Origin of the sequence: Kribbella sp. NPDC051620 (assembly GCF_044453825.1) — a bacterium.
Classification (GTDB): Bacteria; Actinomycetota; Actinomycetes; order Propionibacteriales; family Kribbellaceae; genus Kribbella.
The window spans coordinates 308824-321382 of sequence record NZ_JBITDB010000004.1 but is presented as its reverse complement, the minus strand read 5'-3'; the positions used below and the strand labels follow the sequence as shown (position 1 = coordinate 321382).

Annotated in this window: 14 protein-coding genes; 8 read left to right on the top strand and 6 right to left on the bottom strand. The window is 68.1% G+C overall.

What is annotated here, in order from left to right:
* Nucleotides 1-92 precede the first annotated feature (92 nt).
* Complete coding sequence (locus tag ACIA12_RS20560; RefSeq protein ID WP_396368619.1) at nt 93-1103, top strand: LacI family DNA-binding transcriptional regulator; 1011 nt, start codon at nt 93-95, stop codon at nt 1101-1103.
* Nucleotides 1104-1142: 39 nt separating this feature from the next.
* Here the strand turns inward: ACIA12_RS20560 and ACIA12_RS20555 are convergent, their stop codons facing one another.
* Entirely contained in the window at nt 1143-1814 is a 672-nt protein-coding gene (locus ACIA12_RS20555) for a TetR/AcrR family transcriptional regulator (protein WP_396368618.1), read from the bottom strand.
* 59 nt (nt 1815-1873) lie between these two features.
* Between ACIA12_RS20555 and ACIA12_RS20550 the strand changes: the two genes are divergently transcribed.
* The 6 genes from ACIA12_RS20550 to ACIA12_RS20525 are packed head-to-tail and all read left to right on the top strand — an operon-like array spanning nt 1874 to nt 7339.
* Entirely contained in the window at nt 1874-3103 is a 1230-nt protein-coding gene (locus tag ACIA12_RS20550) for an acyl-CoA dehydrogenase family protein (protein ID WP_396368617.1), read from the top strand.
* Complete coding sequence (locus ACIA12_RS20545; RefSeq protein ID WP_396368616.1) at nt 3100-3894, top strand: SDR family NAD(P)-dependent oxidoreductase; 795 nt, start codon at nt 3100-3102, stop codon at nt 3892-3894. The genes ACIA12_RS20550 and ACIA12_RS20545 overlap by 4 nt, the downstream gene beginning before the upstream one ends.
* Nucleotides 3894-4958 (top strand): phosphotransferase family protein, encoded by a 1065-nt coding sequence (locus tag ACIA12_RS20540; protein WP_396368614.1) that lies wholly within the window; start codon nt 3894-3896, stop codon nt 4956-4958. Before ACIA12_RS20545 ends, ACIA12_RS20540 begins: the two co-directional genes overlap by 1 nt.
* On the top strand, nt 4959-5642 hold the full coding sequence (locus ACIA12_RS20535; protein WP_396368613.1) for a histidine phosphatase family protein: 684 nt from the start codon (nt 4959-4961) through the stop codon (nt 5640-5642).
* Between the two features lie 9 nt (nt 5643-5651).
* On the top strand, nt 5652-6395 hold the full coding sequence (locus ACIA12_RS20530) for an SDR family oxidoreductase (protein ID WP_396368612.1): 744 nt from the start codon (nt 5652-5654) through the stop codon (nt 6393-6395).
* A complete protein-coding gene (locus ACIA12_RS20525) occupies nt 6395-7339 on the top strand; it encodes an LLM class F420-dependent oxidoreductase (RefSeq protein WP_396368611.1) in 945 nt (314 codons plus the stop codon). The genes ACIA12_RS20530 and ACIA12_RS20525 overlap by 1 nt, the downstream gene beginning before the upstream one ends.
* Before the next feature lies 1 nt (nt 7340).
* Here the strand turns inward: ACIA12_RS20525 and ACIA12_RS20520 are convergent, their stop codons facing one another.
* Nucleotides 7341-8054, bottom strand: coding sequence for a hypothetical protein (locus ACIA12_RS20520; RefSeq protein ID WP_396368610.1), 714 nt, complete (start codon nt 8052-8054; stop codon nt 7341-7343).
* A 93-nt stretch (nt 8055-8147) separates the two neighbouring features.
* On the opposite strand from ACIA12_RS20520, the gene ACIA12_RS20515 reads away from it, so the two are divergent.
* Nucleotides 8148-8828, top strand: coding sequence for a DUF6518 family protein (locus ACIA12_RS20515; protein WP_396368609.1), 681 nt, complete (start codon nt 8148-8150; stop codon nt 8826-8828).
* Between the two features lies 1 nt (nt 8829).
* Here ACIA12_RS20515 and ACIA12_RS20510 read toward each other — a convergent pair whose 3' ends face one another.
* The 4 genes from ACIA12_RS20510 to ACIA12_RS20495 are packed head-to-tail and all read right to left on the bottom strand — an operon-like array spanning nt 8830 to nt 12430.
* Nucleotides 8830-9387: a hypothetical protein gene (locus ACIA12_RS20510; RefSeq protein WP_396368608.1), complete on the bottom strand. Its 558-nt coding sequence runs from the start codon at nt 9385-9387 to the stop codon at nt 8830-8832.
* Between the two features lie 26 nt (nt 9388-9413).
* On the bottom strand, nt 9414-9833 hold the full coding sequence (locus tag ACIA12_RS20505; protein WP_396368607.1) for an MmcQ/YjbR family DNA-binding protein: 420 nt from the start codon (nt 9831-9833) through the stop codon (nt 9414-9416).
* A 13-nt stretch (nt 9834-9846) separates the two neighbouring features.
* Complete coding sequence (locus tag ACIA12_RS20500) at nt 9847-11727, bottom strand: sensor histidine kinase (RefSeq protein ID WP_396368606.1); 1881 nt, start codon at nt 11725-11727, stop codon at nt 9847-9849.
* Complete coding sequence (locus tag ACIA12_RS20495) at nt 11717-12430, bottom strand: response regulator transcription factor (protein WP_396368605.1); 714 nt, start codon at nt 12428-12430, stop codon at nt 11717-11719. Before ACIA12_RS20495 ends, ACIA12_RS20500 begins: the two co-directional genes overlap by 11 nt.
* Nucleotides 12431-12559: the final 129 nt, after the last annotated feature.

Sequence of the window (12559 nt, the reverse complement as noted above, 5' to 3'; positions counted from 1 at the left end):
AGAACGCAACATCTGCGCCTCAGGAAACGACGCTGGGCGAGCACTGTCAAGATCGGCTACCGTGCTGAGTGTGAAACAAGGTGATGTAACAAATGCTGGGTAGGGCCACGGTCCGGGACATCGCGGCCGAGACCGGGGTTTCGATCGCGACGGTTTCGCGGGTGCTCAATCAGCAGGGGAACGTCGCGCCGGCCACCCGTGAACTGGTCGAGCGGGCGGTGGAGCGGCTCGGCGTACGGGCGCCGAATCCGCGGGGTGGGTCGCCGAAGCCGGTCGGTGGGGCGGTGTATCTGCGGTGTCCGTATGTGCTGACCGACTACTTCGGGCTGATCGTCTCGTCGATCGCGGAGACGCTGGATCGGCATGGGCGGCGGCTGGTTCTCAACGCGGGTGAGGCGACCCAGCACGACCAGGTCCTCACCAAGCTGCCCGCGCAGCGCGACCTCGCCGGGGCGATCCTGATCCTGCCGCCGGAGACCAGCGGTGAGCTGATCCAGCTCCGGGCGCGCCGCTTCCCGTTCGTCGTCGTCGATCCCCGTACTCCGCTGCCGCGCGACATCGCTGCCGTCTCCGCAGCCCATTTCGCCGGCGCGCGGCAGGTCACCGCTCACCTGTTGTCGTTGGGCCATACGCGGATCGGCGTCATCGGCGGCCCCAGCGAGTGGCTGGCCTCCGACGCCCGCCTAAGCGGCCACGCCGCCGCCCTCGCCGACGCCGGCATCCTCCCCGATCCCGCACTCGTCCGCCCGATCCAACCCACCACCGAACACGGCCACCGAGCCGCCGGCCAACTCCTGGACCTCCCCGACCGCCCGACCGCGCTGATCGCCTTCAACGACAAAGCAGCAGTAGGCGCCCTCCAAGCCGCCGCCACCCGAGGCCTGTCCGTCCCCACCGACCTCTCCATCGCCGGCTTCGACGACATAGACATCAGCCGCTCCACCACCCCACGCCTGACCACGGTCCGCCAACCCCTCCAGGAAATGGGCCGAATGGCAGTAAGCCTCCTAACCCGCCTCCTGGACCGCCACGAGGTAGAAGCCCTCCACGTAGAACTAGCCACCGAACTAGTCATCCGCGACTCCACATCCCCACCGCCCTAACGCGCAAAGTCCGCATCGTGTGGCGGTCCGGAGCAGGGGTTACAGGGCGCGGAGTGCTTGGAGGGCGGTGATGAAGTGGGTGACTAGGGCGTCTGGGGTGGTGGGGCGGTCGGGTTCGGGGAGGCCGGACCATTCGATGGTCAGGTCTTCTACGTAGGCGAGCCAGGCGTGGACGGTCAGGCGGAGGGGGGAGGCGGGGGCGGTGGCGTCGGGTTGGCCCAGGAGGGTGAGGACTCGGGTGGTGAGGCCGGCTCGGGTTGCGGCGTAGACCTCGACGACGAAGTTGTCGCCGCCGGCGGCGCCGCGGACGAAGGAGATGTAGGAGTCGCGGCGGCGGGTGACGAACGCTACGAACGACAAGAGCATCTGGCGGAGTTGCTCGTCGGCCGGCAGGTCGGGGTCGGGCTTGGTGACTCGGAGCAGGCGGCGGCCGGCGGCGCTCATCACCTCGACGTAGAAGTCGCGCTTGGTCGGGAAGTAGTGGAACAGCAGCCCGCGAGAGATCCCCGCCTCGGCCGCGACCGCGTCGATCGACAGCTCATGGATCGGCTGGGTCCGCAGCATCATCAGCCCGATCCCAACCAACTGCTTCCGCCGATCCTCCGCACTCAATCGCCGACGCCGCCCCTCCGACGCCTCGACGCCGCCCTGCGCACCTGCCTCGCTGTCCTCCAGCGACGCTTCAGCGTGGAGCTCCTCTTCGGCCGGCACGCTATTGAGCATTGCTCAGTAAGTGCGCTACCGTCAAGGGAGCCGAGCGAGGAGACGTGATGGGGTTCGAACCGTCCGCGAGGGCGCAGGAGTTGATCGGGCAGGTCGACGGGTTCATCCGGACCGAGATCGAGCCGGTCGAGGCCGAGCTGCATGCCGCGACCAAGGCCGCCGGGGATCCGTGGCAGCCGCAGCCCGGGTTCAAGGAGCTGCAGGCGAAGGCCCGCAAGCAGGGTCTGTGGAATCTTTTCCTGCCACCCGCCGAGCCCGGCAACGAGCAGTACGGCGAAGGATTGAGCAACCTCGACTACGCCCCGATCGCGGAGTTGACCGGCCGCTCGTTCATCGCGCCGTACGTGTTCAACTGCAACGCCCCCGACACCGGCAACATGGAGGTCCTGCTCCGGTACGGCACTGCCGCGCAGAAGCAGCAGTGGTTGGAGCCGTTGCTCGACGGCACGATCCGGTCCGCGTTCTGCATGACCGAGCCCGACGTCGCCTCGTCCGACGCGACGAACATGGCCGCCACCGCGATCCTCGACGGCGACCAGGTCGTCCTCAACGGCCGCAAATGGTGGAGCACGGGCGTCGGCCACCCCGACTGCCAACTGCTCATCTTCATGGGCCTCACCGATCCCGACGCCCACCGGTACGCCCGCCACACGATGGTCCTCGTACCGCGCGACGCCCGCGGCGTGAAGGTCGAGCGCCTGCTCCCCGCCATGAGCCGGTACGACGAACCGCACGGCCATGGCGAGGTCTCGTTCACCGACGTCCGGGTGCCCGCGTCCAACATCCTGGTCGGTCCAGGTCGCGCGTTCGAGATCGCCCAGGGCCGGCTCGGTCCAGGTCGCGTGCACCACTGCATGCGGCTGATCGGGCTGGCGGAGAAGGCGCTTGAGCTTGCCATCGTGCGCGGCACCAGCCGGACCGCGTTCGGGAAGCCGCTGGTCAACCTCGGCGGCAACCGCGAGCGGATCGCCGACGCGCGGATCGCGATCAACCAGGCCCGGCTGCTGGTGCTGCAGACGGCGTACCTGCTGGACACGAAGGGGCTGGCCGGCGCGTTGAGCGAGGTCAGCCAGATCAAGGTCGCGGTACCGCGGATGGCGCAGGACGTGATCGACATGGCGATCCAGCTGCACGGTGGCGGTGGGCTGTCCGATGACTTCCCGTTGGCGGCCGCATGGACGAGTGCAAGAGCACTGCGACTGGCCGACGGGCCGGACGAGGTGCATCGTGGAGTGGTCGCGAAGATCGAGCTGGCGAAGTACAAGGAGTCCGAATGAGCAGGGTTCTCGTCACCGGTGGGGCCAGTGGACTCGGGGCGGCGCTGGTTGCCCGGTTTGTTGCTGACGGCCACCAAGTTCTCAGTACCGACGTGGCGGCGGAGTCGACGCCGCCGGTAGGCGCGGAGTACCGGCAGCTGAATGTGCGGGACGCGGGTGACTGGGACAAGGCGGTCGCGTGGTGTGAGGAGAACTGGGGCGGGCTCGACATCCTGGTGAACAACGCCGGGATCGCGACCGGCGGGCGGATCGATGTCGAGTCGCTGGACGAGTGGGACCGCGTCGTCGACATCAACCTGATGGGGGTCGTGCGTGGCTGCCGCGCCTTCACCCCGCTCTTCAAGCGCCAGCGCTCCGGCCACATCGTCAACACCGCTTCGGCCGCCGGGCTCGTGCACCCGCCGTACATGAGCTCCTACAACACCGTGAAGGCCGGCGTGGTGGCGTTGTCGGAGACGCTCTCGCACGAATTGCACCCGTACGGCGTGACGCTGTCTGTCGTCTGCCCGTCCTTCTTCCGGACCAACCTCGGCGACTCCATCCAGGGCGACGACACCGAGATGGGCGCGACCGCGCGCAAGCTGATCGAGAAGTCGCCGCGAACCGCGGACGACATCGCGGCCAAGGTGATCGCCGGGATCAAGAAGCAGCAGTTCCTGATCATCCCCGACCGGCCGGCCCTGCTGGCTTGGCGGGTCAAGCGGTTCGCCCGCCCGCTCTACGACCGGCAGATGCGCAAGATGGCCGCCCGGGCCCGCACCCGGGTCGAGGCAGGCAGCGGAGACCACTGATGCCGGCAGACCGGACCGCGGTCGACGGCGCGCGCCCGGTCCGTACCGAGGACGCCTTCGACATCACCGCGGTCGACACCTGGCTCCGGGAGCAGACGACGCTGCCGGCCGGGCTGCCCGAGGTCCGGCAGTTCTCGGGTGGCGCGTCGAACCTCACTTACCTGCTGCGGTACCCCGGTCGTGACCTCATCCTGCGGCGTCCGCCGGCCGGTACCAAGGCCAAGGGCGCGCACGACATGGGCCGCGAGTATCGGATCCAGCAGCAGCTGGAGCCGGTCTACCCGTACGTCCCACGCATGGTTGCTTATAGCAACAATCCGGAACTGATCGGGTCCGAGTTCTACGTGATGGAGCGGATCGACGGCATCATCCCGCGGCGGTCCGAGTTGGGGGTCGAGCTGACGCCGGAGCAGGCGCGGCAGCTTGGGTACAAGCTGATCGATACTCTCGTCGACCTTCATCAGGTGGATGCGGAGAAGGCTGGGCTCGGGGACCTCGGGAAGGGTGAGGGGTTTGTCGAGCGGCAGGTGAGTGGGTGGAGTGGGCGGTATCGGAAGGTCAAGACGTGGAATGTGCCTAGCTTCGAGAAGGTGATGGCGTGGCTCGAGGCGAACAGGCCGGCTGATGTCAGGACTTGCGTGATCCACAACGACTTCCGGCTCGACAACGTGGTGTTGGCGCCGGACGATCCGCTGAAGATCGTTGGGGTGCTGGACTGGGAACTGGCGACGTTGGGGGATCCGTTGATGGATCTGGGATCGGCGCTCGCCTACTGGGTGCAGGCTGATGACGACTGGGCTTTCAGACGGTTCAGGCTGCAGCCGTCGGACGTGCCGGGGATGATCGGGCGGGACGAGATCGTTCGGTACTACTACGAGAAGACCGGCCTCGACGTGTCCAACTGGGCCTTCTACGAGGTGTTCGGGCTGTTCCGGCTCGCGGTGATCGCGCAGCAGATCTACTACCGGTACCACCACAAGCAAACCCGCAACCCGAGGTTCAAGAATCTCTGGCTGCCGGTCAATCTGCTCGAGCGGCGCTGTCGCAAGATCATGAGCCGCTGAATGCCGGCAATCTACCTGATCCGGCACGCGCAGGCGTCGTTCGGGCGCAGCGACTACGACCGGCTCTCTCCGCAGGGCGAGCAGCAGGCCGCGGTACTGGGCAAGGCGCTCGCCGAACGCGGTATCAAGCCGGCCCTCGTCGTCATGGGCGCGATGCGACGGCACGCGCAGACCGTCGAGATCGCCCTCAAGACAGCGGGCATCGAAGTACCGGCCGAGATCGACGAAGGCCTCAACGAGTTCGACCACGACCACGTGATCGTCGCGTACAAGCCTGCCTACAAACGCCGCGCGGTCCTGCTGGCCGACCTCGCCCGCAGCGGTCACCCAGCCAGGGCTTTCCAGGAGATGTTCACCGCGGCGACCCAACGCTGGGTCGAGACGGACGGCGACGACTATCCGGAGTCCTTCCAGGCCTTCTGCCAAAGGTCAGAGGACGCGGTACGCCGTACTGCGACCCGCCTCGGCAAAGGCGAGACCGCCGTCGTCTTCACCTCCGGCGGTCCGATCGCCGCCGTCACCAGCCGCCTCCTCAACGGCACCGACGACCTCTGGCTCAAGCTCAACCCGGTCACCGTCAACACCGCGATCACCAAGCTCACCGTCGGCCGCAGCGGACTCACCCTGGTGAGCTACAACGAGCACGGCCACCTCGACGGCACCGAACTGCTCTCCTACAGATAGGGCGACCTGATGCGACGCAACATCCTGATCACCGGGGCGAGCTCGGGGCTGGGCGAGGAGATGGCCCGGCAGTTTGCCGCCAAGGGCCACAACCTCGCGCTGACCGCCCGGCGTGAGGACCGGCTGAAGGCACTGCAGACCGAGCTGACCACCAAGCATCCCCAGCTGAAGATCCTGGTCCGCACCCTCGACGTGAACGACCACGATGCGGTCTTCGGGACGTTCCGCGCGATCGATGCCGAGCTCACCCTGGACCGGATCATCGTGAACGCCGGGATCGGCAAGGGCGCGCCGCTCGGCACCGGCCGGTTCGACGCGAATCTGATCACCGCGCAGACGAACTTCGTCGCCGCGCTGGCCCAGGCCGAGGCCGCGATGGAGCTCTTCCGGGCCAGGAACGCCGGCCACCTGGTCTTCATCTCCTCGGTGGCGGCGGTGCGCGGGACGCCGAACGCGATGACCACCTACTCCGCGACCAAGGCCGGCATGACGACGCTCGCCGAAGGGCTGCGGCTCGAGCAGCTGGGCAAGCCGATCCAGGTGAGCACGATCCTGCCCGGCTACATCATGTCCGAGCTGAACCCGAACGCCGCCAAGATGCCGTTTGTGGTCCAGACCGTGCCTGGCGTCCGGGCGATAGTGGCGGCGATCGAGGCGGAGAAGGCGACGGCGTACGTGCCGGCCAGGCCTTGGGTGCTGTTGGCAAGGGTTCTCAAGTACGCTCCGCTGCCGCTCGTGAAGAGGATGATCTGATGCGCTGGGGTCTGACCGTTCCGCTGACCGGAGTACCGATCCGGGATCACAAGCCGCTGATCACCGAGCTGGCTTCGTTGGGGTACACGGACCTGTGGTCGGCCGAGGTGGCTGGCGCCGATGCGTTCACCCCGCTGGTACTTGCGTCGGAGTGGGAGGAGCAACTGCGGTTGGGGACGGCCGTAGTACCGGTTCACACGCGTGGTCCGGCGGCGCTCGCGATGAGTGCGGCCGCGTTGGCCGATCTCGCGCCCGGGCGGTTCGTGCTGGGGATCGGGGCTTCGTCGGAGACGATCGTCACCGGCTGGAACGGGATCGCGTACGACCCGCCGCTCGCTCGTACTCGCGACGTACTGCGGTTCCTGCGCCAGGCGTTCGCCGGGGAGAAGGTCGACGGCGAGTTCGACAGCTTCACGATCAAGCGGTTCCGGCTCGAGAAGGCGCCCGACGTACCGCCCGCCATCATGCTCGCCGCGCTCCGGCCGCAGATGCTCAAGCTGGCCGCGCGGGAGGCGGACGGCGCGATCACCAACTGGCTCTCGGCGGCGGATGTTCGGCAGGTACGTGCCGAGCTCGGCGACGAGAAGGAGTTGGCCGCGCGGATCTTCGTGTGTGTCACCGAGGATGCCGAGATGGCTCGCAACATCGGCCGGTTCCTGATCGCGACCTATTTGACCGTTCCCGGGTACGCCGCCTTCCACGACTGGCTCGGTCGCGGCGAGGCGATGAAGACGATGCGCGACGCCTGGGCGGCCGGCGACCGGAACGCCGCGATGGCCGCCGTGCCGATCGAGGTGATCGACGACTTGGTCGTGCACGGGTCGGCCGCCGACTGCCGGGCCCAGATCAACGAGTACGTTGCCAACGGGCTCGACACCCCGATCCTCGCCACCCTGCCGACCGGCGCCGACTTGCTGGAGACTGCTCGTTCCCTCGCGCCGTAGGTCAAGACCGCTCGAGGTTGAAGACCTGGACGCAGGAGTTTTGGACGATCACCAGGCCGCCCATCCGTTGACCGTTCGTGGTGCCGGAGATCGGAACCGCGAAGGGATCCTGCCCGACCACCGCGTTGGTGACGGTGAGCTTCGTCGGCGGCTTGATCCAGTTGGAGATCAGGGCCGGGACGATCTCCTGCGTCACCCGACAGGTCAGTGCGACCGCGGCCGCGGTGTCGTCCGCGTTGAGCGCGGCCGCGAACCGTCCGGCCAGCTCGAACGCGGCCTGCTTCGTACCGGACGCCGGCTCGGTCGCCAGGGGCTTGCTCGGCGCGGTCTTGGCCGGCACCGGTCTGCTGGGCACGGCCTTGCTGGGCGCAGGTTTGGTCGGCAGCTTCGGGGGTGCGGTGGTCGCCTTGGTGCTCACCGGCGGCGGGACCGGCGCCGAACCGCCGTCGCTGCCGCCTGAGGTCAGGCGATAGGTCACGAACCCGACGATGCCGAGGATCACGGCCACCAGCACCACGATCAGGAAGATGATCAGGCCGGCCCGGTTCTTCGGCGGCGGGGTGCCGTATGGCGGAGCTGCCCAGTTGCCGCCCTGCGGCTGGTACGTCGGTTGCTGCCAGCCCGGGTTCTGGCCGATGGGATTCTGCCCGGCTGGACTCTGGCCGGCTGGATTCTGGGGCGGACCCTGCGGACCGGGCGGCGGTGGGTAGCTCACGAGCCAAGTGTGGCAGCGAGAGGTCCATCCGGACCGCCAGTTGTTCGCGCGTCCCGACGGTGCTTGCCCCTCGCCGTGCAGCAGACTGGTCCGGTGACCGATCCCTCACGAACAGTCAGGGCCGTGGCCGGTGCGCTGGTGGTCGGGGTCGCGCTGGGATTCCTCACCCAGTACCTGCAGGGTGAACTGCCCGGCAACTGGAACACCCTGGCCAACTCGGGTGTCGTCTGGGTGATCGTCGCCTTCATGGTCACCGCCGCTTGGCGCTTGCCGACAGGGTGGTCGGCGCTGCTCGGATTCATCACCTTGTTCGGTGCTCTGACCGGGTACTACGTATCGGCCCGCGTCATCGAAGGGGTCAGCAGCTCGGCGTCGACCATGGCGGTCTGGGTGCTCGCCGCGCTCGTGGGGGGACCCGTCTTCGGGGTCGCTGGGAGTTGGTGGAGTGAGGATGGCGCGGTGCGTAGTACGGGGACCTGGTTGAGCAGCGGGGGCGAGTCGGATCGGGCCGAGGCGCGGTTGTGGCACCTCAGCCGGTCGGTTGTCGCGGTGGCGTTGCTGAGTGCGGTACTGCTTGCCGAGGGCATCTATTTTCTCTGGCGGGTGGAGAACAAGCATGCGTCCGGCCGGCTCGAGCTGATCGCGGCGATCCTCGCGCCGCTGTCGCTGGCCCACAGCAGCCGCGATCGGGTGACCGGGTTCCTGCTGCTGATCCCACTCGGCCTGCTCGGTGTGGCCGCCTACGGTCTGATCGACGCGCTGCTGGCCGGCTGAGTCACTTCAGCTGGAAGATCCGCACGCACAGCGGCTCACCCGGGACGTCCTGGATCCGTACGAAGCCGCTCATCGGCCCGAAGCGGGTCTTGCCGCTGATCGGGACAAGATCCATCCGCATCGGGTAGGCGCTCGTGCCGGGTTCTTCGACGGTCGTCGTGCCGCTGAGCTTGAGCTTGGTCTGCTCGTCGACGATCAGCATGATCGAGGTGGGCAGCAGTTGCTTCGAGCCTTCACAGCCGAGCGCGGCGGCCTCCTTCTGCTTGTTCACGCTCAGCAAGCCGACGAACTTGCCGGCCAAGGCCGTCGCCTCGGTCAACCGCGGCGCGCCCGCGGCCGGCGTACTAGCTGCCGACCCGTTGGTCGGCGCTCCTTGACCGGGCTGCCGGTTCGACTGCGCTTTGGGCTCGGACGGCGTCGGGCCTTCGCCTTCACCTTGCATGATCACGATCAGGCCGCCGATCGTCATCAACACCAGGACGACAGCAGCCACGACCCCGATGATCGCCCCGGTGTTGCTCCGCTTCGGAGGTGGTCCGTATCCCTGCGGTGAGCTCACGCTTCGTAGTTTTGCAGGAGAGGGGTCTATGCCAGCCGATGTTCTTCGAGCCAGGTGGCGGCGCGGCGCTTGGAGGCGCGGGAGAGCCAGGCGTCCTGGATCACCTCGGTCAGCTCCTGCACGGTGAGTTCGCCCAGCCGGCTGCCCCGGACCAGCACGGACAGATGCCCATCGAAGTGCGGGGTGGTGAAGAACGGGTTGCTCTCGTCCGCCACCAGCGCGAGCTTGTCCTCCTCGGCCGGCACCCAGAACACGATCACGTCGTCGTACCGTTCGCCCGTCTCCGGATCGAACGCGTCCGGCCGCGGCGTCCGGAAGAACACGAACGACTTGCCGCCGACCTGGTACACCGGGTTCTCCCCACCGCCCTGTACCACGGTCACATGCGGCATCCCCGCCGCGACCGCGTGCACGTCGGCCACCCGAGCCTTCCGACTCCTCGCCATCCCCGCAGTCTAATTACCGAGCCGGTAGGTGGATGGTGAAAGTCGATCCATGTCCGACCCGGCTGGTGGCCGCGATCGTGCCGTGGTGCGCCTCGACGAGGTGCTTGGTGATGGCCAGGCCGAGCCCGCTGCCGCCGGTCGATCGGCTTCGCGACTGCTCAGCCCGGTAGAACCGGTCGAACAGATAAGGCAGGTGTTGCTCCGAGATCCCCGTCCCGTTGTCCGCGACCGTCAGGTTGTAGCCGTTGCCGGCCCGCCGTACGCCGACCATCACCCGCCCGCCGCTGGGCGTGAACCGGATCGCGTTGGCGACCAGGTTGCCCAGCGCTTGCCGGATCCGCGCGTTGTCCACAACCGCCGGTGCCGGCCCGTCGACCTCGGCCGTCAGCGTGACCTGGGCTGCCTCAGCCGCGGGCCGATGCGCCGACACCACCTGCTGGGCCAGCTCGGACAGGTCCTTCAGCTCAGGATGGATGCGAAGCTTGCCCGCATCGGCCAGCGCGAGGTCCTGCAGATCCGCGACCAGCCGCTCGAGCAGCCCGGCTTCCTCCAGCAGCGAGGTGACCAGCTCACGATCGAGCGGTACGACCCCGTCCTCGGAGGCGACCAGATAGCCCTTGATGTTGGCCAGTGGCGTCCGCAGCTCGTGGGCGACATCGCTGACCATCGCCTTGCGCTGGTGATCGTGATGCTGGATCGACTCCGCCATCGCGTTGAACGCGTGCCCGAGCCGAGCCACCTCGTCCCGCCCGGTGACCGGTACCCGGGCGGCGTGGTCGCCGTTCGTCATCCGCTGGGCCGCGCCGGTGAGAGCCAGGATCGGCCGGACCAGCCGGCGGCCGGCGAACACCATCACGAGGGCCGCTATCAGCAGTACACCAAGCGCGGTGGCCGCAGTACGGGCCAGGCCCTCGCCGGAGAAGACGTTGAAGGTGCTCTTGGCCCCGAGGTAGAGCTTGGCCTCGGGCGCGACGTACGGCGCGAGCGCCTCGGTCCGAGCCGTGTCGACGCAGCTCGCGAAAGCCTCGGACATCGGGGACTGACTGTCCACCGGTACTACCGACAGCAGCCCGTCCGCTGAGTTCGTGCCCAGGTCGTAGGTCTGACCGGCGGAGTCCAGGCAGCGCTCAGCACGCTGGATCTCGTCGACGTTGACCGTCTTGGCCTTCGCGCTCGGCGCGTAAAGTCCTGGTGGTACGCACGGGTCGTTCGCAAGCGTGGCCGGATCCTGGAACTGCTTCACGGTGGCGCCGTCGGAGGTCTGCCCCGACTGGACGATCAACCCCGGATAGCCGCCGGCGGCCGGCTCGGTCTTGGTGACATCGGTGCCGCGCGCCTGCATGCACGAGGCCGCCTGGTCCGTGAGTCGCTCGCGCTCGTGCTTCTCCGCGTCCGTCAGGCCCCAGTCCGGCGCGCCCGGCGCCTGGCTGCCGAACGCGACGGCTGTGGCCGCCCGATACATCACGCCGCGCGGTGCTGACGTGGCGGCGGTCGCGGGCACGCCGGCCGTGCTCCACATCGACACACCAGGCTGCCTGCTCACGTCGATGGTTGCCGCGGGCACCGAAGGGAGGTCAGGGCCGGCGCCGAGCATCCGGGCCGAGTCGGCGAGCACCGTACCGTCGGGTTTGGTGAGCGCGATCCGCCGCCCGGTCCGGTCGGACAGCGAGGAGACCAGCCTGTCGACGCCCGACCAGGTCGCGTTGTCGACGGCGTACGTGCTGAGCTGGCTGTAGATGTCGCCGTCGACCTGGAGCTGCGACGTGTTCTGATCCAGCTCGCCCTGGAGCTTCTCCGAGGTGCTGTAGGTGGCGATCACGGCGGTCGCGATGACGGCACCGAGCGCGACGGCGAGCGAGAGCCCGAGGAATCTCAGCAGGACGCTACGACGCATCGGTGGTCACCACCTTGTCGGCGAGCTTGTAGCCCACGCCGTACACGGTCTTCAGGTACGCCGGGATCGCCGGCGCCCGCTCGATCTTCTTGCGCAGATTCATCACGTGGACGTCGATCGTCCGGTCGAACACGTAGTGGTCGAAGCCGAACGCGTGCTCCAGCAACTGCTGCCGGGAGAACGCCCGGCCGGGGGAGGCGGCCAGGCAGGCGAGGATCTTGAACTCGGCCGGGGTGACCTCGACCAGCTCGTCGTCCAGCCGTACTTCGTGCCGCACCGGGTCGATCTCCAGCCCGCCGACCCGATAGACCTCTCCCTCCGAGCGGATCCGCGTGCGCCGCAGTACGGTCCGGACCCGGGCCACCAGCTCGCGCGGGTTGTACGGCTTGGTCAGGTAGTCGTCCGCGCCCAGGTCGAGGCCGAGCAGCAGATCGTCCTCGGTGGACCGGGCGGTCAGCATGATGATCGGCACGTCACCGTTGCCGGCGGCATCGGCGCGCAGCACCCGGCAGACGTCCAGACCGTCGACCTTGGGCATCATCACGTCCAGCACGAGCAGGTCGGGGCTGCGCCGGCGGGCCTCGTCGATCGCGGCCCGCCCGTCGTGCACGACCACGGTCAGGTGGCCCTCCCGCTCGAGGTAGCGCCGGATCAGCTCCGCCTGCTTGAGATCGTCTTCGGCGACAAGAATCCGGGCTGGCATCAGTGCCCCGACCCGGGGGAACGTCGGCACTGGAGGCGCCCAGGCGAGCACCTCGCCGCGTTGGAAGAGCAGACACGATAGAACCACATCGTGTCAGCTCTTCCGCCTTGCGATGCACTCACCTGGACA